The 26,124-nt window shown below is 38.3% G+C and carries 29 protein-coding genes, 3 tRNA genes, 1 other RNA gene and 1 other annotated feature (1 of these 34 only partly in view); of the genes, 6 read left to right on the top strand and 27 right to left on the bottom strand.

Translation table 11 applies throughout. From position 1 onward, the window contains the following. Positions 1-20: 20 nt before the first annotated feature. From KHA93_RS17700 to KHA93_RS17650, 11 genes are all read right to left on the bottom strand, one after another. Positions 21-473 (bottom strand): SRPBCC family protein, encoded by a 453-nt coding sequence (locus tag KHA93_RS17700; RefSeq protein ID WP_213111934.1) that lies wholly within the window; start codon positions 471-473, stop codon positions 21-23. 130 nt (positions 474-603) lie between these two features. Beyond that, positions 604-1,482 carry a 16S rRNA (cytidine(1402)-2'-O)-methyltransferase gene (rsmI, locus tag KHA93_RS17695; protein ID WP_213111933.1) on the bottom strand — a complete coding sequence of 293 codons (879 nt, stop codon included), beginning with the start codon at positions 1,480-1,482 and terminating at the stop codon, positions 604-606. Beyond that, complete coding sequence (locus KHA93_RS17690; RefSeq protein ID WP_213111932.1) at positions 1,460-1,744, bottom strand: GIY-YIG nuclease family protein; 285 nt, start codon at positions 1,742-1,744, stop codon at positions 1,460-1,462. The genes rsmI and KHA93_RS17690 overlap by 23 nt, the downstream gene beginning before the upstream one ends. Continuing rightward, a complete protein-coding gene (locus KHA93_RS17685) occupies positions 1,731-2,474 on the bottom strand; it encodes a tRNA1(Val) (adenine(37)-N6)-methyltransferase (RefSeq protein WP_213111931.1) in 744 nt (247 codons plus the stop codon). Before KHA93_RS17685 ends, KHA93_RS17690 begins: the two co-directional genes overlap by 14 nt. A gap of 240 nt (positions 2,475-2,714) precedes the next feature. After that, positions 2,715-3,080 carry a DNA replication initiation control protein YabA gene (gene yabA / locus KHA93_RS17680; protein ID WP_213111930.1) on the bottom strand — a complete coding sequence of 122 codons (366 nt, stop codon included), beginning with the start codon at positions 3,078-3,080 and terminating at the stop codon, positions 2,715-2,717. A 13-nt stretch (positions 3,081-3,093) separates the two neighbouring features. Further along, positions 3,094-3,921, bottom strand: a complete 828-nt coding sequence (locus KHA93_RS17675; protein ID WP_213111929.1) for a PSP1 domain-containing protein — start codon at positions 3,919-3,921, stop codon at positions 3,094-3,096. Further along, complete coding sequence (holB, locus tag KHA93_RS17670) at positions 3,914-4,915, bottom strand: DNA polymerase III subunit delta' (protein WP_213113016.1); 1,002 nt, start codon at positions 4,913-4,915, stop codon at positions 3,914-3,916. The genes KHA93_RS17675 and holB overlap by 8 nt, the downstream gene beginning before the upstream one ends. 59 nt (positions 4,916-4,974) lie before the next feature. Then, positions 4,975-5,304: a cyclic di-AMP receptor DarA gene (gene darA / locus KHA93_RS17665; protein WP_213111928.1), complete on the bottom strand. Its 330-nt coding sequence runs from the start codon at positions 5,302-5,304 to the stop codon at positions 4,975-4,977. 101 nt (positions 5,305-5,405) lie between these two features. After that, complete coding sequence (gene tmk, locus KHA93_RS17660) at positions 5,406-6,053, bottom strand: dTMP kinase (protein ID WP_213111927.1); 648 nt, start codon at positions 6,051-6,053, stop codon at positions 5,406-5,408. A gap of 660 nt (positions 6,054-6,713) precedes the next feature. After that, the gene (locus tag KHA93_RS17655; RefSeq protein WP_213111926.1) at positions 6,714-8,132 is read right to left on the bottom strand and encodes an aminotransferase class I/II-fold pyridoxal phosphate-dependent enzyme; all 1,419 of its coding nucleotides are present in this window, start codon (positions 8,130-8,132) and stop codon (positions 6,714-6,716) included. 218 nt (positions 8,133-8,350) lie between these two features. Next, on the bottom strand, positions 8,351-8,524 hold the full coding sequence (locus tag KHA93_RS17650) for a sigma factor G inhibitor Gin (RefSeq protein ID WP_432806325.1): 174 nt from the start codon (positions 8,522-8,524) through the stop codon (positions 8,351-8,353). 206 nt (positions 8,525-8,730) lie between these two features. Here KHA93_RS17650 and KHA93_RS17645 point away from each other — a divergent pair, with 206 nt between their 5' ends. After that, entirely contained in the window at positions 8,731-9,000 is a 270-nt protein-coding gene (locus KHA93_RS17645; RefSeq protein ID WP_213111924.1) for a hypothetical protein, read from the top strand. A gap of 255 nt (positions 9,001-9,255) precedes the next feature. Here the strand turns inward: KHA93_RS17645 and KHA93_RS17640 are convergent. Beyond that, positions 9,256-9,328: transfer RNA gene (locus tag KHA93_RS17640), tRNA-Ala, on the bottom strand. Positions 9,329-9,345: 17 nt separating this feature from the next. Next, positions 9,346-9,419 (bottom strand) — tRNA-Ile (locus KHA93_RS17635). Between the two features lie 298 nt (positions 9,420-9,717). Between KHA93_RS17635 and KHA93_RS17630 the strand changes: the two genes are divergently transcribed. Then, complete coding sequence (locus KHA93_RS17630; protein ID WP_213111923.1) at positions 9,718-10,569, top strand: aldo/keto reductase; 852 nt, start codon at positions 9,718-9,720, stop codon at positions 10,567-10,569. 224 nt (positions 10,570-10,793) lie between these two features. On the opposite strand, the gene KHA93_RS17625 is transcribed toward KHA93_RS17630, so the two are convergent. The 7 genes from KHA93_RS17625 to tadA all read right to left on the bottom strand — a co-directional run bounded on the left by KHA93_RS17625 (position 10,794) and on the right by tadA (position 15,110). Continuing rightward, positions 10,794-11,057: a pro-sigmaK processing inhibitor BofA family protein gene (locus tag KHA93_RS17625; RefSeq protein WP_213111922.1), complete on the bottom strand. Its 264-nt coding sequence runs from the start codon at positions 11,055-11,057 to the stop codon at positions 10,794-10,796. Between the two features lie 78 nt (positions 11,058-11,135). Next, complete coding sequence (locus tag KHA93_RS17620) at positions 11,136-11,351, bottom strand: YaaL family protein (RefSeq protein WP_213111921.1); 216 nt, start codon at positions 11,349-11,351, stop codon at positions 11,136-11,138. Between the two features lie 18 nt (positions 11,352-11,369). Then, positions 11,370-11,966, bottom strand: coding sequence for a recombination mediator RecR (gene recR, locus KHA93_RS17615; protein ID WP_213111920.1), 597 nt, complete (start codon positions 11,964-11,966; stop codon positions 11,370-11,372). Between the two features lie 11 nt (positions 11,967-11,977). Next, positions 11,978-12,295 (bottom strand): YbaB/EbfC family nucleoid-associated protein, encoded by a 318-nt coding sequence (locus tag KHA93_RS17610; protein WP_233711586.1) that lies wholly within the window; start codon positions 12,293-12,295, stop codon positions 11,978-11,980. Between the two features lie 26 nt (positions 12,296-12,321). Next, on the bottom strand, positions 12,322-14,007 hold the full coding sequence (gene dnaX / locus KHA93_RS17605; RefSeq protein WP_213113015.1) for a DNA polymerase III subunit gamma/tau: 1,686 nt from the start codon (positions 14,005-14,007) through the stop codon (positions 12,322-12,324). 262 nt (positions 14,008-14,269) lie between these two features. Continuing rightward, an RNA gene (gene ffs, locus KHA93_RS17600) (signal recognition particle sRNA large type) lies at positions 14,270-14,535 on the bottom strand. Positions 14,536-14,624: 89 nt separating this feature from the next. Then, complete coding sequence (gene tadA, locus KHA93_RS17595; protein WP_213111918.1) at positions 14,625-15,110, bottom strand: tRNA adenosine(34) deaminase TadA; 486 nt, start codon at positions 15,108-15,110, stop codon at positions 14,625-14,627. Between the two features lie 257 nt (positions 15,111-15,367). Between tadA and KHA93_RS17590 the strand changes: the two genes are divergently transcribed. The 3 genes from KHA93_RS17590 (at position 15,368) to KHA93_RS17580 (ending at position 18,007) form a co-directional block, all read left to right on the top strand. After that, positions 15,368-16,651: a glycosyl hydrolase family 18 protein gene (locus tag KHA93_RS17590; RefSeq protein WP_213111917.1), complete on the top strand. Its 1,284-nt coding sequence runs from the start codon at positions 15,368-15,370 to the stop codon at positions 16,649-16,651. Positions 16,652-16,733: 82 nt separating this feature from the next. Continuing rightward, positions 16,734-17,357, top strand: coding sequence for a deoxynucleoside kinase (locus tag KHA93_RS17585; protein WP_213111916.1), 624 nt, complete (start codon positions 16,734-16,736; stop codon positions 17,355-17,357). Further along, positions 17,357-18,007, top strand: a complete 651-nt coding sequence (locus KHA93_RS17580) for a deoxynucleoside kinase (protein ID WP_233711217.1) — start codon at positions 17,357-17,359, stop codon at positions 18,005-18,007. The genes KHA93_RS17585 and KHA93_RS17580 overlap by 1 nt, the downstream gene beginning before the upstream one ends. 181 nt (positions 18,008-18,188) lie before the next feature. Here KHA93_RS17580 and KHA93_RS17575 read toward each other — a convergent pair. From KHA93_RS17575 to guaB, 6 genes are all read right to left on the bottom strand, one after another. Next, positions 18,189-18,281 (bottom strand) — tRNA-Ser (locus KHA93_RS17575). An 89-nt stretch (positions 18,282-18,370) separates the two neighbouring features. Further along, on the bottom strand, positions 18,371-19,645 hold the full coding sequence (serS, locus tag KHA93_RS17570) for a serine--tRNA ligase (RefSeq protein WP_213111915.1): 1,275 nt from the start codon (positions 19,643-19,645) through the stop codon (positions 18,371-18,373). A gap of 50 nt (positions 19,646-19,695) precedes the next feature. Beyond that, positions 19,696-19,908, bottom strand: a binding site (T-box leader). A gap of 24 nt (positions 19,909-19,932) precedes the next feature. After that, positions 19,933-20,565: a pyridoxal 5'-phosphate synthase glutaminase subunit PdxT gene (pdxT, locus tag KHA93_RS17565; RefSeq protein WP_213111914.1), complete on the bottom strand. Its 633-nt coding sequence runs from the start codon at positions 20,563-20,565 to the stop codon at positions 19,933-19,935. A gap of 1 nt (position 20,566) precedes the next feature. Then, positions 20,567-21,448: a pyridoxal 5'-phosphate synthase lyase subunit PdxS gene (gene pdxS, locus KHA93_RS17560; RefSeq protein WP_213111913.1), complete on the bottom strand. Its 882-nt coding sequence runs from the start codon at positions 21,446-21,448 to the stop codon at positions 20,567-20,569. A 278-nt stretch (positions 21,449-21,726) separates the two neighbouring features. Next, entirely contained in the window at positions 21,727-23,019 is a 1,293-nt protein-coding gene (locus KHA93_RS17555) for a serine hydrolase (RefSeq protein ID WP_213113013.1), read from the bottom strand. A 240-nt stretch (positions 23,020-23,259) separates the two neighbouring features. Continuing rightward, complete coding sequence (guaB, locus tag KHA93_RS17550; protein WP_213111912.1) at positions 23,260-24,726, bottom strand: IMP dehydrogenase; 1,467 nt, start codon at positions 24,724-24,726, stop codon at positions 23,260-23,262. Positions 24,727-24,835: 109 nt separating this feature from the next. Between guaB and KHA93_RS17545 the strand changes: the two genes are divergently transcribed. Then, complete coding sequence (locus tag KHA93_RS17545; RefSeq protein WP_233711216.1) at positions 24,836-25,786, top strand: YaaC family protein; 951 nt, start codon at positions 24,836-24,838, stop codon at positions 25,784-25,786. Positions 25,787-26,011: 225 nt separating this feature from the next. Here the strand turns inward: KHA93_RS17545 and KHA93_RS17540 are convergent, their stop codons facing one another. Continuing rightward, positions 26,012-26,124 carry the 3' portion of a hypothetical protein gene (locus tag KHA93_RS17540; protein ID WP_213111911.1) on the bottom strand. Its footprint extends 85 nt past the window's final position, so the window shows 113 of its 198 coding nt (coding positions 86-198); the start codon falls outside the window, past its right edge — the gene reads right to left on this strand; the stop codon is at positions 26,012-26,014.

Below are 26,124 nucleotides of genomic sequence, written 5' to 3'. Positions count from 1 at the left end.
AAAATAATGAAGTGGTTCCATTACTTTTTTTCAGCTATCTTTTTTAACCCTTTAGCACGATTTAAAATAAAATTTCTCATATATTTTTCTAAAAATAATGTATCAGCTATTTTTCCAAGAATGCCAAAAGGAGATTTATAAGAAAAGGTATCTTTCATAATAGTTCCTTTGCCACTTTCTATAAATTCGTGTGTATGTGTAAAAGAGTGGAATGCTCCCTTCACCATAATATCTGTAAATTTATATGGTTTTTCCATATCTATTATCTTAGCTGTTAATTTTTGTTTTACTCCGAAATGGGTGGCTTCCCAAGTAACTGTATCGCCATTTTCCATCAGTCCACCTGTAACACCATCAATTGCTCTTTCCTTTGTTTTACTTGTTGTTTCTGTGTGTACTTCTACGTTTCTCGCAAGGTCAAAACAAACATTGATTGGTGCATTGATATAAATATCGTGTTTAATAATAGGCATATTTTGTTTACCTTTCATTTATTAGTATTGAAGACAGATAGCGCAGACTATCATAAGTATCGGTTCTTTAACAGAGCTTTAATAAAAAAGAATGTTCGGTTATGCCGGACATTCTTTCTTAAGATTAACATTATTCATCCACGTGAAATGCTTGATATACTTCACGTTTTGGCAGATTACGGTCTTTTGCTGTTTCTTTAATAGCTTCTTTGGAAGTCAGATTTTTTTCATCGATATAATGTTGCACATGGGTTTTCACATCCATGAAAAACCACCATTCTGACTCTTCCTCGAGTTCATTATTTTCGGCGCTTCCTTCTAGTATCAGACAAAATTCACCGCGAACTTCCCCTGTATCTGCCCAAGTGATGGCCTCTTCCAGTGTTCCTCGTATAAACTCTTCGAATTTTTTGGTCAGCTCCCGACAGAGAACGACATTACGATTTCCTAATATATCATGCATCGATTTCAATGTTTCTTTCAAACGGTGCGGTGCTTCATAAAAAATGAGAGCAGCATGTTGTTTTTTTAATCCTTCCAATTCTTGCTTCTTCTCTTTTTTTCCTCTCGGTAAAAAACCATAAAAATAAAAAGGCTGGGACTTAATGCCTGAGGCAATCAAGGCGGTTAAAGCCGCATTCGCTCCCGGTAAAGGAACGACTGTAATACCTACTTTAATCGCTTCTGCAGCAAGCTCGAATCCTGGATCGGAAATGCAAGGCATACCTGCATCACTCACTAAAGCAACCGTTTCTCCTACCTCTAACCGTCTTATGAGCTCTTTACCACTGCTATCCTTATTATGTTCATGGTAACTGACTAAAGGAGTGCTAATTTCAAAATAATTACAAAGCTTTTTTGTATTCCTCGTATCCTCAGCGGCAATTACATCCGCTTCTTTCATCATACGTATTGCTCTGAATGTCATATCCTCAAGATTTCCAATTGGAGTCGGCACCAAATACAGAATTCCTTTTTCCGATTGGCTAAAACTTTTCTGAATTTGCATCCCACTCACCCGTTTCACTTAAAAATTGTTCTTTTTTCTTTCTTGGCAATCGTTTAAACGCATATTCCGCCCGAAGCGCTTCACTTTTATTTTCGTATTTTTCAGCATAAATCATCTTCACAGGCTTTCGCACTCTCGTATATTTTGCCCCTTTCCCACTATTATGCTGGGCAAGTCTACGAGAAAGGTCGATCGTGTATCCGCCATAATAAGACCCATCATTACATTCCAATACGTAAAAATAATGGTCATTCGCTTCCATATAAAATGTCTCTCACTTCATCTGTATATTCATTCTCTTCATTATAAACAAACAGAGGTGGCAATACCTTCAATCCTGCATTCCCATCCTTAATCCCTTCAACTAAGATCGTATTTGCTTCTTTCCCTGCCTTTGGAAATACGAATCGAAGTCTTTTCGGCTCCAAGCGATATTCCCTCATTAATGTTAAAATGTCCATTAATCGTTCTGGCCTATGTACAAACGCCGCTTTACCACCTTGCCTAAGAAGTTGGCTACTCGTCTTAACGGCATCTTCAAGTGTACAAAGAATTTCATGACGAGCAATGGCTAAGTGCTCATTTGAATTGATCACATCAGGCGACGGTGATAAAAAATACGGAGGATTACATGTTACGACATCATATTGATCATGTCCGAGCTGCTTTGGCATATCTTTTATATCACCATGGATCATTTCAATTCTGTCATCTAACTTGTTATAAGATATACTGCGAATGGCCATATCATATAGCCTTTCCTGGATTTCTACTCCTATAATCTTAGCTTTCGTTCTAGGACTAAGCAAAAGAGGAATAACACCATTTCCACTGCATAGGTCAATGATGTTCCCTTTTTGAATCGGCAAATATGTAAAGCGTGCCAATAAAACAGCATCTAACGAAAAAGCAAATACAGATGGACTTTGAATAATCCGCAAATTTTCCGCCAGTAAATAATCTAACCGTTCATCTTCATAAAGATTTACCATTAACACACTCTCCAAATAGAAAAGCGGAAGGCGCCTGATTAGTCCCAAATATTCTGAGGAAAAAAAGTCGCTCTTTGACTTTATCGACGCTAGTTTTTGACCTCGAGGGGGCTGGCGACTGCAACTGGAAATCAAAAACACTTTTCGCTTTTCATAACTTATCATTTATAACATTTTATATTTTATGATCTTTAAATAAAAGAACCCTCCTCATATAGAAGAGGAAGGCTTAACCTTGTATTATTTTTTATTCAAAAAAGATAAGCAAAACAAACAATCTTCATCACGACGGGGGCTGCCAAAATGGACATTGCAAATATGGAAGCCTTCTTGATAGAGTCTAGCCAAATTATCATAGCCTTCGCCAATTTCAGATATCTTATCGTACACACTTTTTCCCGGACTATTCCCTTGGTCAGATGAGGCATCTGATTCTGGAGTTTCTTTTTCCATAGCTTTGCGCAAATGGTCGTTTTCAAGTTTCAACACATGGTTTTCTTCAATTAATTCAGCTAGATATTGTTTTAGTTCACCAAGCTGCTGATATAAATGGCCAATTTGCATTTCCATGCTACTGACTGAATCGAAGAACTCCTTTTTATCCATGACTTACACCTCATTATTCCCTAGCCGGGATAGATGTTGCACTTTCACCAGAAATGTCTTCTAGTGTATATTCCAATATGCGATCTTGCTCTGGTAATTCTACCTGAATGATGCGCTCTAATATATTCAACCCAATGACCTTCCCTGATCCATCAGGCGTATTAATATTGTCACCAACATCCGGTAATTCTGCTTTAGCTGCCTCATATTCATCATTTTCATATTTTAAACAGCACATGAGCCTCCCGCAAAGCCCAGAGATTTTAGTTGGATTTAGAGACAAATTTTGATCTTTCGCCATTTTAATTGAAACTGGTTCAAAATCACCTAAAAACGTGGAACAACATAGCATTCGACCACAAGGGCCAATACCACCCAACATTTTCGCTTCGTCCCTTACACCGATTTGTCTTAGCTCAATTCTCGTTCTAAAAATAGCCGCTAAGTCTTTTACGAGATCGCGAAAATCGATCCTTCCATCAGCTGTAAAATAAAAAATGACTTTATTACGATCAAATGTATATTCGACATCTACAAGTTTCATATCAAGACTATGCTCAATGATTTTCTCATTGCAAACTTGATATGCCTCCGCTGCCGCCATTTTATTTTCATCAACATTTAATTGATCTTTTTGATCCGCCATCCGTACCACTTTTTTTAGTGGAAGAACAACATCATGATCATGTACTTGTTTTTTTTCTGTAACAGCTTTTCCGTATTCAATTCCACGAGCCGTTTCCACAATCACAAAGTCATTCTTACGAATTGGGTGATCGCCTGGATCAAAATAATATATTTTACCGGCTTTCTTAAACCGGACACCTACAACATTATACACAAGAAGGTCCCCCCTGCAAATTCAGCACAAGCTGTTCCATCAAAAGATGGGGATTCATATTTGCATTTAATTTCCGTTTGGCTTCCAAAATTGCACTCATTTGTTCAGACAACCTTCTTGAAGAGGTTTGCAACGCATCCGCCGCAAATTTTTCCCGCCAATCGGGAAAGACAAGCCTTTCTTCTTTTCCCAATTGAATATAAAGTATATCTTTATATATGAGAAGCAAAAGATTTAGTCCCAAATCTATTTGGGCTTTCTCTTTAAAATGGTGTATCCATTCATCCTGGAGAGAAGTCATGGCGTAGAGCGCACCCTTCTTCTGGACTTCATATAAGTTTAACACTATTTTTCTCGCTTGTGCAAACCAATCATCCCCATCTAACGCCAAAGCTTCCTGTAAATGGTTGGTAATTGTCGCTAAAAGCGGGGCCTTTGTATTGTTAATTCCAGCTTCCTTTAGTTTTTTAGTAAATACTTCAACTGGTATTGCTTTAAAAGATACCGTTTGACAGCGCGATAAAATGGTCGGAAGAATGCGCTGAGGTTGTTCTGTAACGAGAATAGCTGTTGTCTCCACATTTGGTTCTTCTAGAAATTTCAACAAGCTATTGGCCGCTGGAATTGTCATTTTCTCTGCATCTATGATGATATATAATTTTTTCTTTGATTCTACTCCAGATTTACTAAACTCCGTCCGCAGTGAACGAATTTGTTCAATCTTTATTGATAATCCGTCCGGCTCTACTATATGAATATCAGGATGATTGCCATTTTTAATCCTTTTACAATTCACACAGTCGCCGCACGGAATGAAATTACTTTGTAGATTGTCGCAAAACAAACTTGCAGCTACTAATGTGCTTGCAGAACGCTTGCCAGTACCGCGTTCCCCTTCATATAAATAGGCATGGGCTACACGATTCTTTTCAATGCTGCTTTTTAACATTTTCGCTGCAAAGGGCTGCTCTTGTTCAAAGTCTTGCCAATTCATGCCATCCATTCACTCGCTAACTTTTAAAATATAGCTATAATAAAATCCAATCATTGTAGTTAAAATTGATGGAACTGCTCGATTGGAAGAACAAATACTGTTGCTCCTCCGACTGAAACCTCTACGGGATAGGGAATGTATGAATCTGCGTTGCCGCCCATCGGAGATACCGGAGCCATCAGCTGTTCACGTGATTTACAATTATCTCGAATGACCTGAAGAGCTTTGTTAACCCTAACATCTTCCGTTCCAATCATAAACGTCGTGTTTCCAGATTTTAAAAAGCCGCCTGTCGTTGCTAATTTAGTTGCTCTAAAGTTATTCTCAACTAACGCACTCATTAAACGATTGCTATCCTGATCTTGTACAACTGCCATTATTAATTTCATAAACATTCACCCCTCCATAAATTTGCTACTATCTTCTTATTACTTATTATATCAGCAATTCTCAGTATGTTACATCGATATTCATGAATTTTCTAACGAATTTAATGACCTATTTTATCTTTTTTTGCAATAAGCTCTTCTACTAACCTTTTTGCATGTGTATAAACCGCTTCAAATGATTGACTTGCATCTATTTCCACAATGCGATCAGGAAACATATTTAATAGAGTTTTATACCCTTCCCTTACTCGATAGTGAAAATCTAATTTTTCTAAATCAAGACGATTTATTTCCCGTCCTCTATGTTTTTCAATTCTCTTCAATCCAACTTCTGGTTCAACATCAAAATATAAAGTCTTATCCGGCATTAGATCTTGTATAGCAAATTGATTAATCGTAAATATTTCATCAATCCCAAGTCCTCTTGCGTAACCCTGATAAGCGAGCGAACTATCAATAAATCGATCACATAGCACAATGGCACCACGTTCCAACGCAGGAACAACCTTTTCTATTAAATGCTGCCTTCGCGCCGCTGCATACAATAATGCCTCTGTACGACTATCCATCGCTGTATGTTTCGGATCAAGAATAACTTGTCTGATTTGTTCTGATATTTGAATTCCGCCCGGTTCCCGAGTCAACACGACATCAAACTTACGCTCTTCCATTTCATTTGCAAGTTTTTGAAGAATAGTTGATTTCCCGGCCCCCTCAGGCCCTTCAATTGTAATAAATAATCCCTGCATTATTTTCCTCCAAAAGCAGTGCTAGATGTGTTTAAGTATACTATAAGAAAAGTGAAAGCGCCTGTCTATCGACGTACAAACTTCAGGGACTTTGACTGAGATAAAGGAAACACGATGAGCCTGTTAAGGCGAATCGATGTTGACTTATCGTAGGGAGAAGGACAAGAAGTTTGCTAGTCGATAGGCGCTGGAGCTAGACTATAAGAAAAGCGAAAGCGCCTGTCTATCGACGTACAGGCCCACAGGATGTGGGTCCGTCGACGAAGACATAAGGACGTGGCGGTTTTAGTCGACGTTCCTTCTTGGACTTTTACTGAGATAAAGGAAACACGATAAGCCTGTCAAGGCGAATCGATGTTGACTTATCGTAGGGAAAAGGACAAGAAGTTTGCTAGTCGATAGGCGCTGGAGCTAGACAATAAGAAAAGCGAAAGCGCCTGTCCGTCGACGTTGCCACAGAACGCGGCGGTTTTAGTCGACGTTCCTTCTTGGACTTCGACTGAGATAAAGGAAACACGATAAGCCTGTCAAGGCGAATCGATGTTGACTATCGTAGGGAAAAGGACAAGAAGTTTGCTAGTCGACAACTGCTTACGCTAGACAAATGAGCTCTTATTGAAAAAATGTATACTAAATATTTTATGCTTTCTTCCTTATCTTTCAAGAAAAAACGGCAATCTTCCCTTGTTTTAACTCCGTATCACCTTGAAAACGCGCACCGGCATGAATGAGTTTTTGAAGATGGATAATATGCTCATCCGTAATTTTTTCACCAGGTAAAAATAATGGAATCCCTGGTGGGTACGGAATAATCATTTTGGCTGCTATCCTTCCTATAGATTGATCTATATATACCCACTCATACGGCATATTGAACATTTCTTTATAAGAATAGGTTAATTCTATTAAATCAATAGGATTTTCTATTTCTAAAAGAATATTGATTTCTTTTGATGCCCTAGGTGATTTTGAAGAAAGCTGACGTAATCTTTCAATGGCTTCCTCGAATGGAAAACTCATCCCTTGTTTTATTAAAGGAAGGATGAGCAAAACTTGATAAGGGTCAGCCAGTTCAGAAAATACACTTACCTTTTCAAGATGTTCCTGTAATTCAAAGCCAGATAAGCTTTCGTGGCGTAAAATTAATTTAAGTGGATCATCGCTTGTGATGACAGTGAGTCCAGAAACTTCCTGCAATTTTCTAATAAACGATTGTCTCTCTTGGGTGAAAAAAGCTATATCCTCTTTTGTGTAGTTACCTATATAATAACGTGCAAAATCAAGTGAAGCCATAATCGGATAAGAAGGACTGCTTGATTGCAGGGCATGTAAATAAAATTCAACTGTTTGCTCCGAAATTCTTTCACTATTAATATGTAAGAATGATCCCATCGTCATCGCTGGTAATGATTTATGAGCGGAATGCACAACGATATCAGCCCCAAGCTGAAGTGAAGATGGTGGAAATGGATCCCCTAATTGAAAATGGGCACCATGAGCCTCATCTACAAGTACGATTATGTTATGTTCGTGTGCAAAATCAATGATTTCCTTAATATCATAGGCTTGTCCGTAATAATCGGGGTAAGTGAGTATCAATATTTTTGCATGTCGATTTTGCTCTATGGCATACTGGATAAGTTTCTTACTTGGTCCGGATGGAATTGATAGCTTTTTATTGATTTCCGGTGAAAAGAAAATCGGTTTTACTTTTGCAAGCATCAGGCCATTCAAGATGGATTTGTGACAGTTTCGCTGTACTAGCACTGTATCATCTTCATGACAAGAAGCTAAAATCATCGCTAAATTTCCAACCGTACTTCCATTTACAAGAAAATAGCTTTTCCTAGACCGATATAATTCTGTCAGTAAATCCTGAGCTTCCTTAATAGCTTCTTGCGGATCATGTAAATCATCCAATCCTGTAAGTTCCGTGACATCATATTTGGAAAAGTCCTTAAACGGGCTATCCTCTCCAAATATTTCACCATTCTTATGTCCAGGTACATGGAAGGAAATCGGTTTTTTTGAAATGTGGGCGACCAAGCTTTGATATAGAGGCATATTCTTTTGATGCATGTAAAAACCTCTCTTACTTCATGTCTTTCCTTATATTGTACTATTTAGACAGAAAAAAAACAGGCTGTCTTTTTAGCCTAAGGAAGAAGTTTATGAAAGGACATTTTCTTAAAGTTTGAGCCCAAAAGCCTGCTTTTACACCTTAATAGCAAGTTTGGCTGTTCTTATGAAGTAGGTAGCTCTTAATAGCAACAATGTTTAGAAAAGAGCCAAGAGCCTTATGAAAATATCTTCGTGTCTGTAATCGCTTTTAATTGTTTAATATAATATTTATAAATTGGATCCTTTGTACTTGTGGCAATCATAGCTTTCTCGCAATCTGTGCAAATAAAAGATGTATAAAGATGAATACCTTGTTTCCCCGTTTCCTCACAAATTATACATTTTTCCACGACTCCACCTCCATACATATCAGTTTGCGCATTTCCCTTTATTTGTATACACTATTTTCAACATTTTTCATATTTTGAAACTCCTGCATTCTAATTCTATGCAATTGGGACAGTTGCTGTGTTTGTACTGACATTAAAAAGGAGGGAATAATTATTCGGATTAGGAACCCTGTATTATCATTTTGTAGTATACGAGGAGGGTTTTTATGCACTGCAAAGTAATTCTTCAAGATATTTTACAAGTGCGTACGGAATGGCTTCCATCTATCCAATTAATTGGTTTTCAAGGCAGATTAGATGACCAACATACTCTTTTCAGTGATTTGAACGAAAAAGTGAATGACCTTTTAACAAAAAAGACAGCGAATCAATATTTGGTCATATTGCCTGAATTAATTTCTGTAGTTGCAATTGAAAGGAATGATGTAAAGTTCATCCCAGATGTTATGACTGCTTTTATAATTCCTGAAGACTAATATGTGATGTTTAGGTTTGAAGAAAAATACATTGGAGACTTTTGGAATTCTATTTGCACTGAAGAAAACCAAAAATATTATTAAATTGATTTATCAAAACCAGGATACGAAGTGTTTACCTGTGATTTGCAACCAAACGGCATAACCGAATAGTACATCCCGACGATTAAATAGATATAGAGTCATTTTCCAATAAAAAAGACATGATATGGCATTCACCAAATCATGTCTTTTAATGCTTATTGCAAAAATGAATGGAGCCTAGCGGGATCGAACCGCTGACCTCCTGCGTGCAAAGCAGGCGCTCTCCCAGCTGAGCTAAGGCCCCGTTATAATGTGGAGTGATGGGCCTGAGTGGACTCGAACCACCGACCTCACGCTTATCAGGCGTGTGCTCTAACCAGCTGAGCTACAGGCCCACATTAGAAAGTCTACAAACGACTTTTATAGTCTAACACGGTAGAAATTTCGTGTCAATTACTCTGTTAAATAATTGTTGTACCTATTATATTCATTTCAAAAAAACAACCGGAATATAAATATTCTGTTCCCTCCCCAAGCAATGATTTATCGTTTGGCCATAGTTCTGAGAGAAATAAGCAATCATTTGATACGAATGTGATACTAGAAAATTTTTCACTTGTTGCATAATTAATAGAACACCATGAACTAACTCTGAATTAGACTAATAATATAGAATTAACTGGAGGCTTACATATGCAGAAAGTAATTTTGAATAATGGTGTGGAGATGCCTATTCTTGGCTTTGGTGTTTTTCAGATTCAAGATGCTAGTGAATGTGAAAAAAGTGTTTATGAAGCTATTACGGCAGGCTATCGTCTAATTGATACAGCTGCCTCTTATCTAAATGAAGAAGCAGTCGGAAGAGCAATTAAGCAAAGTAGTATTCCAAGAGAGGAATTGTTTATTACAACAAAACTCTGGGTTCAGGATACTGGTTATGAGAGCACAAAGAAAGCATTCGCAAGATCACTGGAAAGACTGCAATTGGACTATCTGGATTTGTACTTAATTCATCAGCCATACGGCGATATATATGGTTCTTGGCGTGCAATGGAAGAATTGTACCATGAGGGGAAAATTCGGGCTATTGGAGTTAGTAATTTCCAGATGGATCGTCTCGTGGATTTAATGATTCACAATGAAGTAATTCCTGCCGTAAACCAGGTTGAAACACATCCTTTCTGCCAACAAATAGAAAGCGCTACATTTATGAAAGAGAACAATGTTCAGATACAATCCTGGGGACCTTTTGCTGAGGGAAGAAACAACATGTTCGAGAATGAAGTATTAATATCAATAGCTGAAAAGCATTACAAATCAGTTGCCCAAGTGATTTTACGTTGGTTGACTCAAAGAGGAATCGTTGCAATTCCAAAGTCTATTCGTAAGGAAAGAATCATCGAAAACTTCAATATCTTTGACTTTGAATTAGGCCAAGATGATATGGAGAAAATCGCCTCTTTAGATACAAAAAAAAGCTTATTCTTTTCACATAACGACCCTGAAATTGTTAAATGGATTGGCACCCGTAAACTTGATATTTAATATTAATGATCCTTCTTATACAAGACTATATAATTTTAAAAAACAGCCAGGTTACATATCTGGCTGTTTTTTAAAATTAAATGATTCAGTTCTAATTCCATTAACCTAGCGGAATTAATATTTTGACTAATTTCTAGGAAAAAGGCTTTGGAAGCAAAATGTCAGGGAGACAACTATCCCCTTTTCAAAGCAAAAAATAAATCCACTCTCGATGGAGTGGAAGATTATAAAATCCATAATTGAATCATGGTTAAAGCGGCTACACCAGGTATTCCTAAAAATCCTGATATAGCGGAAGTGGCAAAGTTTATCGGTACAAAAAGCCCGAATTGATTTCCAATTGCATTCAAGAAAAATAAAAACAATGCCCCAATCACAAGTTTCATACATGCTTGGCCGATCCACCTTAAAGCCTTACCAGGTAAACCAGCCATTAACAAGAAAATAATCAACCCACAAATTGCGGATATGATAATAACTGAATTCAAATCCCGTCCCTCCCGGATCTATCCTTTTAATTCATTGTATGAAAGGTTTGTCCGAAAAGAACTTTTTGTTTGAAACCGTTATTTATTGATGGCAATTTTTCTTACCTTTGCTTCTTGAAATAAGAAAAAATATTTCGCTTTTGCTAGCTGAGTAATTGCTTGTAAATCATCACTTTTCTCGAAACTCAAGTCTATGAGCTGGGATTGAATCATCCAGTCTTTTTTTGTTGTATCCATCAGCTCAATCAATTTTCGATCATATTCCTTACGGAGTTTTTGCTTTTTCTTAAACACACTAAGATTCCTCCGCCTCTAGATTTCTCTTCTGCCTTCTAGTGCTTTTGAAAGGGTGACTTCATCCGCATACTCTAAGTCTCCGCCAACCGGTAGTCCGTGAGCTATTCTTGTTACTTTAATGCCTGATGGCTTCAAAAGACGTGAGATATACATGGCTGTCGCTTCCCCTTCAATATTCGGATTTGTCGCTAAAATAACCTCTTGAACAGTTTCGTCTTGAAGCCTTTTTAGTAAATCCGGAATGTTAATATCTTCAGGGCCGATTCCTTCCATCGGAGAAATAGAGCCATGCAAAACATGGTAAAGGCCATTAAATTCCTTCATCTTTTCCATCGCGATGACATCTTTTGGCTCTTGAACTGTACAAATGACACTACGGTCACGGCGCGGGTCCTTACAAATATAACATGGATCTTGATCAGTGATATGACCACAAACAGAACAATAGCCTAAATCCCGTTTCGCATTGACAAGAGCCTTAGCAAAGTCCAACACAGTATCTTCCTTCATAGTAAGAACAAAAAACGCCAGGCGGGCAGCTGTTTTCGGCCCAATTCCCGGCAACTTCATAAAGCTGTCGATCAGCTTCGATATCGGTTCTGGGTAATGCATCAAAAAACCTCCTAAAACCCTGGAAGGTTCATTCCTTTAGTGAATTGTCCCATTGTTTGATTTGTTAAATCCTCAGCTTTCTTTAATGCGTCATTCGTTGCAGCAAGAACAAGATCTTGTAGCATTTCAATATCTTCAGGATCTACTACTTCCTCTTTAATATTTACTTCAATAACTTCTTTATGGCCAGATACAACAACCGTTACCATGCCGCCTCCAGCAGTACCTTCAATTCGCTCTTCTCCAAGTTTTTCTTGAGCCTCAGCCATTTTCTTTTGCATTTTTTGCATTTGCTTCATCATACCTTGCATATTTCCCATTCCACGCATCATCTTACACTACCTCCAAATAATCATTAATTTTTAATTTCAATAAGATCGGCACCTACTAACTTCATCGCTTCAGATATAAGTGGATCTTCGTGTTCTTCATCGTTTTTCTTTCCATCCTGACTATGGTTTTGTAAAAATTCTTCACGAATTTCCGTCCACTGGTCTTCTGGAACTCCTACAAATTGAAGCCGTTTCCCAGTAATTTCTTCAAGGATATTTGATGTAATCTCAAGGAATGTTTGATTTTCCATCGCCATTTTACAATGTATTTCATATTTAAATTTTAATATGAATCCATTTGGTGAAGCAGCTGCCGGTTCTGCATCATTTAATAAGGCTGACTGGGAGCGCATTTGCCTACTATTGAGTGCCTCCAGCAATTCACCCCAATGGCTCTTAACAGAATTTAAATCCTCTCTCGTCGCGCCAGTCAATATTTCCCTTATCATCCTCGTATTTACTCGGAATTCTTTTGACTGACGAGCTGCTTTCTTATTAGGAGACTGAGCTTTTGATTCTTCCTCCATGGGCTTGTGATTTGTTCGTAATAAAGTAAGTTCTTTTTCAAGTGACTCTATTTTAGCATGCAATTCTTGAATTCCAACCACTTCTATTGCTTTTTTTGTTTCCGCTTGGCATAGCTTGACTAAACTGACTTCCAAGTAAATACGTGCATGGTTGGAAAATTTCATTTCTTGTTGAGTATGATTTAGTATATCTATATAATCATATATTTGCTCCGGTTGAATTCCATTCGCAAGCTTCGTAAAATCCTCATCAAGCATGGCACGCTCCAACGATTCCTCTAGGTTTGGAGCCGTTTTGTAAAGGAGGGCATCGCGAAAATACAAAATCAAATCTTCAGCAAATCTAGCCGGATCTTTTCCTTCTAGCATTAATTCCTCGAGCGAGGCCAAAGCCTCTGGAATATTTTTTTCATAAACAGCTCTGCCTATTTTATTCAAATAATGGTGAGAAACGGAACCTGTTACCGTTAAAGCATCTTCCACCTTGACACGATCTGTGCTAAAAGAAACAGCTTGGTCGAGTAGACTTAACGCATCCCTCATTCCACCGCCTGCAGCTCGCGCAATAATGTGCAACGCTTTATCTTCATACTGAAGGCCGGATTCTGTAGCAATATGAGCCATTCTCCCAACAATATCTTGAGCTGTAATCCGTTTAAAATCAAAGCGTTGGCATCGGGAAATAATCGTCAGCGGTATTTTATGAGGCTCTGTAGTCGCCAATATAAAAATCACGTGTTTTGGTGGTTCTTCCAATGTTTTTAAAAGGGCATTAAATGCACCGATGGAAAGCATATGCACCTCATCGATGATATAGACCTTATACGGTACAGCATTAGGCGCATATTTTACTTTATCACGGATATCCCGTATTTCTTCGACCCCATTATTTGAGGCAGCATCAATTTCAATTACATCCGGAATCGACCCATCTGTAATCCCAAGACAAGCAGAGCATTCATTACAAGGTTCAGCTATTGGCATTCTTTCGCAATTGACTGCCTTAGCTAAAATTTTAGCTGCACTCGTTTTACCCGTACCTCGTGGCCCCGAAAATAAATAAGCATGGGTAGTTTTTTGTTGGAGGAGAGCATTTTGCAATGTTTTCGTTACATGTTCCTGTCCAATCACATCTGCAAATGATTGTGGTCTCCATACTCTATATAGTGCTTGGTACACGATACTCCCCTCCTCTTTTTACGTTCCATTCTGTTCTCGTCCTTTTATTATACCTTATCCATGGAGGTATTTACAAAATGAATATCCCAATGATGTTGAAAAGAATCTTTTTATTATAACCCCTATTTTTCAATTATGTTCATCAGTAATTTCACATTTTCACCATTTTTCGAGTTTATTTCCCGGGGAATGACAATTTATTTTACTTTAATATGCAAAAAAACCCATTCACAAGTGAATGGGTTTTTATATACAATTTAAACTGCCGCACACCTTCCTCTGACTGTGTACCATAAGCGTTACTCAAGCAGTTAGCTCAATCCAGGCTGCCCTGCGGCACATGAGAGGTTCCACTTAATGCTGCTTCCTTCCGGACCTGACATGGTTCATGGATTCCCATTGCGCAGGACCCAGATGTCAACACCACTTACTTGAGGCAGACCCTACAGTACAACAGCCTCGGGAAGGAATTCAACCCCGCTGGAGCGGATTGCGGGTTACAGGGCTCCGCTACTTCCCCGTCTAGCACGGCAAAATTGATACCATATTCAATTGCGCAAGTAGTTAGCGCATAATTTAGTATACTATTTTCCCTCTAAAAAATCAATGTTTCAACGGGATTACTGATTGTTTTGTTTTTCCATTTTCTTTTTTTCTCTCAACTCTCGGAAAAATCGACTTAAAAGTGCCCCGCACTCATCCTTCAATACACCTTCCACAACTTCACTCTGATGATTAAAACGGCTGTCTTGGAGTAAGTTCATCAATGTTCCTGCACAACCGGCTTTTGGATCCGCTGCCCCATATACGACTTTTTTTATCCTTGATAAAATGATCGCCCCACTGCACATCGGACATGGTTCAAGAGTCACGTATAACTCAGCATTTTCTAATCTCCATGTTCCTAATCTTTTACAAGCTTCCTCAATCGCTAAAATCTCAGCATGAGCAGTAGCATTTTGCTCCGTTTCCCGTAAATTATGGGCGGCTGCTATAATTTCTCCATCTAACACAATAACAGCTCCAATTGGTACTTCATGACTGTCTCTCGCCTTTTCAGCTTCCTTTATCGCCGCTCTCATCAACTTTTCATCTATTAATTCCATTTAGTTTCTCCTTATACGGTCAATATCTTTATTTTACAAAACATCTTTATTGAAATCATGTCTATTCCCAATTTTCCCTTCATAAAATGGTTATAACCATTACTTTGGTTCTAAGGATAATAAAATCTACAATAGCTTTTATTGTTAATTTAAGTTGTAGTGTCTAGCTCCAGCGCCTATCGACGGACCTACATCCTGTGGGTTTGTACGTCGATGAGCAAGGCGCTTGCACTTTTCTATGTTAAAGGAGGTATTCCATGCAAATTCATATTGTTGAGGCTAATCAGACATTGACATCCATTGCTTCAATGTACAGTCTACCAGCCAACACTATTTCAGAAGCAAACGATCTTCCGAATCCAGATAAACTTGTCGTTGGCCAGGCTTTAGTCATTCCAATCGTAGGTAGTTTCTATTGGGTCAAAAGTGGGGACAGCCTCTGGTCGATTGGGCGCAAATTTGGAATTCCCTACGAAGAATTAGCCCGTATTAATGGAATTCAAGTGAATCAACCGATTTATGTTGGCTTACGTCTATACATTCCTGAAAAACCAAAATCAGATCGAGAATTCAATGCCTATGTTGAACCATTAGGTAAAACGGTCTCTCCAACTCTAGAAACGAGTGCAAGGCAAGCTGCTCCATATTTAACGTATTTATCACCTTTTGGGTATTTAGCAAAGAAGGATGGGTCATTGACAGCCCCTCCACTGAATAATTTCCCATCCATCGCTAGTGCAAATCGGAACACTTTAGTAATGGTCGTTGCCAATCAGGAAGCTGGGCAATTCAGTTCTGAATTAGGTCATGTTCTCCTTACGAATCAACAGGTTCAAAACACATTTTTAAATAATATTATTAAAGAAGCAAAACGTGTTGGCTTCGGTGATGTCCACTTTGACTTGGAACGAATCTTACCTACGGATCGTGAAGCGTATAATCGTTTTTTACGTACTGCCCGAGACCGATTCCATAATGAGGGTTTAATGATTTCGACTGCACTTGCTCCAAAAACAAGCGCCACTCAAAAAGGGGAATGGTATGAAGCACATGATTATAAGGCACATGGGGAAATTGTAGATTATGTTGTCATCATGACGTATGAGTGGGGTTATAGTGGTGGGCCAGCGATGGCGGTCTCTCCTATAGGACCAGTCCGTGATGTATTGGAATATGCAATTACCGAAATCCCTTCGAACAAAATATTTATGGGACAAAATTTATACGGATACGATTGGACACTCCCGTTTGTACAAGGAACAACGGCCAAAGCAGTTAGTCCGCAACGAGCAATTGAAATAGCAGCTGCCAACAATGTCTCTATCCAATACGATCAAAAAGCCCAGGCACCCTTTTTTACGTATACAGCACAGGACGGGAAAAAGCATGAAGTATGGTTCGAAGATGCAAGATCGATACAAGCTAAATTTGACCTCGTAAAAGAGCTAAAGCTTCGAGGGGTAAGTTATTGGAAGCTTGGACTATCCTTCCCACAAAACTGGCTATTAATTACGGATAATTTTAACGTAGTCAAAAAATAATATTGAGGGAGATTCATTCACAATCGTTTCTCCCAATTCCTCCCAATGATATCATGTATATAAAACATGGGGAGGTTTTTTAATGGAACGAATTCCTTTTATCGCTGTTGAGGGACCTATTGGGGTTGGGAAAACTTCTTTAGCAAGTACGATATCCAAACAATTTGGTTATTATTTTTTACAAGAAATTGTGGAAGAAAATCCATTCTTGCATAAGTTTTATGAAAATATTAACGAATGGGCTTTTCAAACAGAAATGTTTTTTCTCTGCAATCGCTATAAACAGCTAAGTGATATGGAAAAGGATTATTTACGTGTCGGACGCCCTGTTGTTGCCGATTATCACATTTTAAAAAACATCATTTTTGCTAAAAGAACGTTAAATCCCAATCAATATCAAAAATACGAACAAATTTACCATATCCTCACCCATGATTTTGCTAAACCTAATTTGATTATTTATTTGACCGCAGACATAAATATATTAATGGATAGAATAAAAAAGCGAGGAAGGCACTTTGAACATAATATGGATCCGTTTTATCTTCAACAGCTATCAGTTGATTACGAAGAGTTTATGGAAAAGTTCCCTGCACCAGTACTTCGAATTGATGTAACCGATATAGACTTTGTAGGGAATCCAGATGATCTAAAAACGATATTTTCATTCATGCAACCAGCAATAGAAAAAAGGAGCTCTATTTAATGGATATACGTAAATACCATATACCTGAAAACTCCATTATTACAATTGCCGGAACAGTCGGTGTAGGGAAAACGACGATGACGAAACGACTAGCTAATGCTCTACAATTTCAAACTTCTTTTGAACAAGTAGACGTGAATCCTTATCTTCATCTGTTTTACGAGGATTTTAAAAGTTGGAGTTTCCACTTACAAATATATTTTTTAGCTGAACGCTTTAAGGAGCAAAAACGGATATATGATGCAGGTGGAGGATTTGTTCAAGACCGCTCCATTTATGAAGATGCCGATATTTTTGCAAGAATGCATTACGAAAATGGGACGATGACGGAAATTGATTATCAGACATATGTAAATTTATTTGAAGCGATGGTGCTTACCCCTTATTTTCCTCAGCCAGACTTGCTCATTTATCTCGATGGTCCGCTTGAATATATTTTAGAGCGCATACACTTGCGAGGAAGGCCTATGGAAACAAAAACATCAGATGAATATTGGATTGAATTACATAATCGATATGAAAACTGGATTCGTTGCTTCGATTTATGCCCAGTGATGAAGTTGAATATTAAGGATTATGATTTACTAAATGATCAAACTTCTTTGGAGTCCATTGTGGAACAAATTTCAAATAAAATCCAAAAGCATTAGAAAAGCATTGTTCATCTACATAGTTTTTGGTGCAGGGATATTGGTCTGTCGATGTTGACTTATCCTAGGAAAAGGGACAAAGTCTTGGTACTAGACTATAGCCTTTTTAATAAGAAAATAAAAAAAACCCGTTGTCTGTTCACAACGGGTTTTCTATCTCCAATATTATGCATGTTAGTTATGGCGGAGGAAGAGGGATTCGAACCCCCGCGCGGTTTAACCCGCCTGTCGGTTTTCAAGACCGATCCCTTCAGCCAGACTTGGGTATTCCTCCATAGCAACAAAAAATATTGTACCAACGATAAAGTATAAAGTCAACCTAAAAAGATAAACCCTGTGAGATTTTTTCACAGGGTTCTCTTATTAACCAATTACTTCCTTATTTCTCATATATGGACGAAGTACTTCCGGTATCACTACAGTGCCATCAGCTTGCTGGAAGTTCTCCAAAATAGCCGCTACTGTTCTTCCAATCGCCAAACCAGAACCATTTAATGTATGAACATGCTGTGGTTTCGCATTTGGCTCTGGGCGGAAGCGAATATTTGCACGTCTAGCCTGGAATGCTTCAAAGTTTGAACAAGAAGAAATTTCACGATACGTTTGTTGGCTTGGGATCCATACTTCAATGTCATATTTTTTAGCTGCTGTAAACCCAAGATCTGCTGTACACATGCTTAACACTCGGTATGGCAAATTAAGAAGCTGCAGCACTTTTTCCGCATGACTTGTTAATTTCTCAAGCTCCGCATAAGAGTCGTCTGGTTTTACAAACTTTACTAACTCCACTTTATTAAATTGATGCTGACGGATGAGACCACGTGTATCTCGACCAGCAGATCCAGCTTCAGAACGGAAGCAAGCGCTGAATGCAGCGTAGTTTAAAGGCAATTGATCCGCACTTAAAATTTCATCCCGATGATAATTTGTAACAGGTACTTCCGCTGTTGGAATTAAGAAATAATCTTCACTCTCTACAAGGAATGCATCTTCTTCAAATTTTGGAAGCTGCCCAGTTCCTGTCAAGCTTGTGCGATTCACGAGATAAGGCGGCATAATTTCCTCATATCCATGCTCTTCAATATGAAGATCGAGCATAAAGCTAACTAGCGCACGCTCCAAACGTGCTCCCAAGCCCTTATAAAAAACAAAGCGGCTACCAGTCACTTTCGCTGCTCTTTCGAAATCTAAAATCTCAAGTTCTCCGGCAATTTCCCAGTGTGGCTTTGGTTCAAATTCAAACGCTCGAACCTCTCCCCATTTGCGAATCTCCACGTTATCATCTTCCGTCTCACCAACGGGTACACTTTCATGAGGAATATTCGGAATGGATAGCATCAAATGATCCAACTCTTCTTCCACTTCACGAATCATTGTATCAAGCTCTTTTATTTCATCACCTACTGCACGCATTTCTGCAATTACATCATCCGCATTTTGCTTTTCCTTTTTCATCAAAGCAATTTGTTGGGATACTTCATTACGCTTACTTTTTAACTGTTCTACTTTTACAATGGCTTCACGACGCTTATGATCCAATTCTTCGAATTTGTCCAAATCAGTTAAATCTTCTCCACGATGGTGTAACTTAGCTTTAATTTCATCCAAATTGCTTCGCAACAATTTAATATCAAGCATTTTATTTCCTCCTTTATTTTATCGAAAACAACAAAAAACTCCCATCCCCAAATAGGGACGAGAGTTACCCGCGTTGCCACCCAGATTGAAAGCTTGCGCCTTCCACTTATTAGATAACGGCTCTGAACCGAAAATGCTTACAGGCATATAGCGTTCGGCATTTTGCTCGAGGATGGATTCACAATATGCACCGCCGATTTTCACCAACCATCGGCTCTCTTAAGACTGCAATACTTGCTACTATTTCCTCTCATCGCATTACTTATGATAAATTTCTTCATACTATACTATATCGAAACGTCGATTGCAACATTTATATCGATATCAATATTTTTTTCAGTATTTTCTTTAGCATCTTTACACATATCAATGAAATACTGGGTTAAACGTGTATCATCCGTTAATTCAGGATGGAAGGAACACCCAAGGAACTGTCCTTCTTTCGCCGCTACAATTCTTCCGTTATATTTAGCAAGAATTTCAACATTTTCACCAGCTTCAACAATATGCGGCGCTCTAATGAAAACGGCTGTCATGGAGTCTGCTACTCCCGCTACTGTAAGATCAGCTTCGAAACTGTCTACCTGGCGGCCAAAAGAATTCCGTTCAACCGTGATATCCATGAGACCTAAATGGACATCATTAGCCTCGCCGATCCGCTTTGCTAGTAGGATTAACCCCGCGCATGTACCAAACATCGGCTTTCCACTTGCCGCAAATTCTTTTAAAGGCTCCATAAAATGATATTTATCGAGCAATCTGCGCATTGTTGTACTTTCACCGCCAGGAAGAATTAATCCGTCAAGTTCGGCTAATTGTTCGACCGTTTTTACAATGATTGCTTTCGCTCCACACTGTTCTACGGCGTTTACATGTTCACGAACCGCTCCCTGCAATCCAAGTATGCCGATCGTAATCATATTACCACCCGCGCTCTTGCATACGATTTTCTTTGGATAGTGTAGAAATTTCAATACCTTTCATAGCAGTACCTAATCCTTTTGAAAGCTCTGCAATCAATTCATAATCTTGATAATGAGTTGTCGCTTCTACAATGGCACGAGCGAATTTAGCAGGGTTTTCCGATTTGAAAATTCCTGATCCTACAAATACACCATCAGCTCCAAGCTGCATCATTAAAGCTGCATCCGCAGGAGTCGCTACCCCACCAGCTGCGAAATTCACAACCGGTAAGCGGCCAAGTCGCTTAATTTCAAGTAAAAGTTCATACGGAGCGCCAAGTAATTTCGCTTCCGTCATCAATTCATCTTCATTCATATTTACCACTTTACGCACTTGCGCATTTACTTTACGAATATGGCGAACCGCTTCAACAATATTGCCTGTTCCTGGTTCTCCTTTTGTTCTAAGCATCGAAGTACCTTCACCGATACGGCGAGCAGCTTCGCCCAAATCGCGGCAGCCGCACACAAATGGAACAGTATATTCCTTTTTATTTAAATGGAATTCTTCATCTGCAGGGGTTAGAACTTCACTCTCATCGATATAGTCAACACCCATCGCTTCCAAAACGCGAGCTTCCACAATATGACCAATTCTCGCTTTTGCCATAACTGGAATAGAAACTGCCTTCATTACTTCTTCAACAATGGTTGGATCGGCCATTCTAGCTACTCCACCCGCTGCCCTAATGTCAGACGGAACACGCTCAAGCGCCATAACGGCTACCGCTCCAGCTTCCTCTGCTAACTTTGCCTGTTCCGCATTGACTACGTCCATGATTACGCCGCCCTTTTGCATCTCTGCCATGCCGCGCTTCACTCGATCTGTTCCAGTTTTCATTTCCAGTCTCCCCTTTAAAGTTTAAATGTTCATTCTTTTCTTTTTAAAATATATGACGCCAATTTTCTGGCGCCTCGTCATCTATTTACTGACAGCTTTAACTTAATATGTGCAAGTATAAGATTATATATAATCGCGTCTTTTTCTATATTAAGTTAAACTATCGGAATTATATGATACCAACTTTAGTTAACTATAAAAATACTTTTGTGTCAATATAGGGAAGCAGCCAACTTCAATCCCTGCATAGGTTTGAAATTAGCTGCTTTGCTACTAGGTTAGAACCAGCCCTTCACTGTTTTCGTGACACTTGTCCAAATATCAGAGAAAAATCCACCAATTCCTCTCATCGATAAAACAAACCAATTGGCCTTTTCGACCTTATCTTGAGTGACCACTTTAATTTTTGGTGCAAAATTCTTTGATAAATAACCAAAATCATTTTCGCCACTATATTTAAGATCAAGTGTACCTACTTCTTCATTTTTCTTGATCGGAGCTGTTAATTGTCCTTCTTTATTCAGTTTCTTTTTTTCAACCTTAAAAACTGGTTTATATAACTTTTCTTCACCATTTTTGACAACTACTTTTACAGGTTTGTCTGTGTAAATATTTACAGACTTTTCCTTCCCTTTCGTAACAGGCAATGATTGGCTTTTCTTGATTGTATAATGCTTTGGATAAAGTTCCTTCATGGAGAAATTAGTAAAAGCATATTCCATCATTTTTTTTGATTCATCAAAACGAGATTTGTAATCACCTTGTCCTTGTGCATTTTTTGCGTTCATGACAACGGTGATTACCCTTAAATCTTTGCGTTTTGCTGTACCTGTAAAGCAATATCCTGCAAAATCAGTCGTACCCGTTTTAAGTCCATCGACTCCTTCATACCCGTAAACCAATCCTGGAAGCATCCAGTTCCAGTTATTCATTTTACCAGGCATCGTGCGGAATTCTTTTTTCGTAATGCTAGTCGTTTCCAATACTTCTGGATAGTCTCTTAATAAATATGCGGCTAATTGCGCAGTAGACCTTGCGGACATTACGTTTTCATCTTCTGGACCCGTACCCTCAGCGTGCATTCCTTTTAAATCACGATTATTTAAACCAGTAGAGTTAACAAATTTATAATTTTTCAACCCAAGTTCTTTTGCTTTATTATTCATCATTTTAACGAATTTTGTTTCCGAACCAGCAATCGCTTCAGCAATGGCAATTGTTGCACCGTTTGCAGAATAAATCGCCATCGCTTCATAAAGCTCTCGAATCGTAAACTTTTCCCCTTTTTCAAGCGGTGCATTGGACAGATTTGTATCAACTGATACTTTATTTACATAATCACTAATCGTTTGTTCTTGATCCCATTTAATTTTTCCATCATGGATCGCTTCAAACATAATATATTCAGTCATCATTTTCGTCATAGACGCAATGCCTAGGGCCGTATCTTCATTTTTGGCGTATAAAATTTTACCTGTACTTGCTTCTATGAGAATAGCAGCATCAGCATTTATATTTAAAGAATCCTGCGCAAAAGCGCGATTTGGTAATTGTATCGAACTTAATAGCATTAATATAGCCAAGGATAAAGCAATAATTATTTTGTACGATCTCTTTTTCACAAGTTAGCCCTCCAACTTTATATGTACACCTTTGTCATTTTAACATAGATAGTGATGTTTTTGTAGACGACAATGGTAATTCATCTCTAACAAAAAAATGGTAGAATCCCATGAGCATGGGAGCACATGGTTCTACCATTAAAATATTGAGTTATCAAAATGATATAAAATTCTTTTTTTCGACAAAAATTAGGAGATTGAATAGTTTGGAGCTTCTTTCGTAATTTGCACATCATGAGGATGGCTTTCACGCAATCCTGCCCCTGTCATTCTAATAAATTGTGAATTTTCACGGAGTTCTTGCAAACTTGCCGCTCCACAATAACCCATTCCAGAACGAAGACCACCCGTTAATTGGTAAAGTGTATCTGCAAGTGGTCCTTTATATGGCAAACGACCTTCAATTCCTTCAGGAACAAATTTTTTCGCATCCTCTTGGAAATAACGATCCTTAGAACCTTTTTCCATTGCGGCTTCTGAGCCCATACCACGATATACTTTAAAACGGCGTCCTTGGAAAATTTCTGTGTCTCCAGGGCTTTCGGACGTTCCGGCAAGCATGCTTCCTAGCATGACCGCATGTCCACCAGAGGCTAATGCTTTTACGATATCTCCGGAGTATTTGATTCCACCGTCCGCTATAATCGCTTTTCCGCGCTTTCTTGCTTCTGTCGCACAATCATATACCGCTGTAATTTGTGGTACACCAACACCCGCTACAACACGAGTTGTACAAATAGATCCTGGTCCAATTCCAACTTTGACAATATCCGCCCCAGCATCAAATAATTCCGCTGTTGCTTCAGCTGTCGCAACATTCCCTGCAATAATGTTTAAATTTGGATATTGGTTACGTATTTCCTTTACAGTCGATATAACGCCCGCTGAATGTCCATGAGCAGTATCGACAACGATAACATCAACATGCGATCTAACAAGCAAGTCCACTCGTTTCAGCGTATCCTTTGTAACCCCGACAGCTGCACCTACTAATAATCTACCCTTTTCATCTTTAGCAGAGTTAGGGAATTCAATGACTTTTTCAATGTCTTTAATCGTAATTAATCCTTGTAAAACACCTTTTTCATCAACAAGAGGTAATTTTTCAATACGATGCTGCTGTAAAATACTTTCTGCGTCAGAAAGTGATGTACCAACTGGTGCAGTTACAAGATTTTCCTTCGTCATAACATCAGAAATTAATAAAGAATAATCTTGAATAAAGCGCATATCGCGATTCGTAATAATCCCTACTAAAATTCGATCTTCTTCATTATTAACAATAGGAACACCAGAAATTCGATATTTTCCCATTAAATGCTCGGCATCATACACTTTATGTTCAGGAGTTAAAAAGAAAGGATCCGTAATAACGCCACTTTCAGAACGTTTTACCTTATCCACTTGCTCAGCCTGCTGTTCGATGCTCATATTTTTATGAATAATTCCGAGGCCACCTTGGCGAGCCATTGAAATTGCCATTTCAGATTCGGTAACAGTATCCATTCCTGCACTGATGATAGGAACATTCAATTTTAACGTATTCGTCAACTCTACTCTCAAACTTACGTCCTTAGGTAAAACTTCCGATTTTGCTGGAATTAATAGCACATCATCAAATGTCAAACCTTCTTTAGCGAACTTTGATTCCCACATTTTTTTGTCCTCCTGCCCAAAATATTATTAGTAGGTTATCAATTGGACAAAATACTGTCAAGAATATAACGTGATGTTCCATTTTTCAAATAATTTGGGGGTTATAACCTTGTACATAGAAGACGATATTTGGAAGCACTTTACTATCTTTCAATCCGCTGAAACGACTCAGCATTACTTAAAAAAATGCTATGTAGCGTTGGAGATGGATGATAGTGAATCAAAAAGCTATGACAATTGCTATGCATTTATGTTCTATCTTGAACAAGGGGAAGTATTTTATAAACAAGCATCTTTATCGCCATTATCCATCAGACCCATTTTGTTATTTTACGGCCTCATTCACTTAATAAAGGCATGTCTTCTTACAGTTGATCCGTATTACCCAAATTCAACAACTGTTTTAGCACATGGAGTATCAACGAGGAAACGAAAAAAACGCCATTATAAATTTTTACATGATGAAATAAAAGTACAAAAAAATGGACTATGTACGTTCTTTTCGGAACAACTGTTCCACGTGAAACACCTCGAAGGAGAAAAATTTATCATGGGAGATCTCCTATCCATCATTGTCGAGTTGGACGATGCTATGCAGCATATTTTGGGGAAACCTAATATGATTTCTCTTGAAATTTGTGATAAAGAATGGAGAATCCCAAAAACAATTCATGAATCGTATTTTATGGACGGAAAAAGACTAAAGGAATTTTTGATGGGAAAATATGCAGGCAAAATAGTTTGGAGAGAAGATAGGCTAGCGCTACCTGCTTTTGAAAAACAAAAAATCATTTCTCCTCCTTTTCGCTATCATATTTTTAAGCAAAATCTTTATCTGCCTGCAGAACTATATCCTAATATGGTACTTCCAGATATGATTGTACATTATCTATTACTTTATAATTTAAGCATGATTTCCCGATACGAAACGGAATGGTGGATTGATTTAATAAAAACATCACCCAACTCCGATTTCCCTTTAATTAAATCGTTCCTAGAGATCACTGAAAAAAAAGGCCCATTTCTAGTAGAGGAGTATTTACGGAGGAAGCTATTGTAACAGGGGGATTTCCAAGTACTGTAGGATGAAAGATTCAATAATCGCATTTTTTAGCCATAAAGGGCTGCTAAACTATTATTGGTTATACCTTCATCTTAAACCTTGGTAGTACTTAAGGCTTCACTAGCCGGATTGATGACTTTTAAAGTGGAAAACAGCAGGTCTTAGGGCGTCAATAATCAGATTAGTGACCTTATCATTGCGAAAGTAGTGAGACTTAGGGCACTATCCGATGATAGAGGACTTAGGATTCAAATCAGTGATGTTTAAGTCATCAATCCCTTTCAAATAAAAAAAAAGACATCCACTAATAATGTCTTTAGTTGCCTGGCAACGTC

It is taken from the genome of Lederbergia citrisecunda, from assembly GCF_018343695.1.
GTDB classification, from domain to species: Bacteria; Bacillota; Bacilli; order Bacillales; family Bacillaceae_C; genus Lederbergia; species Lederbergia citrisecunda.
Note: the sequence above shows the minus strand (reverse complement) of the source record. Positions and strands in the feature narration are given on the sequence as shown.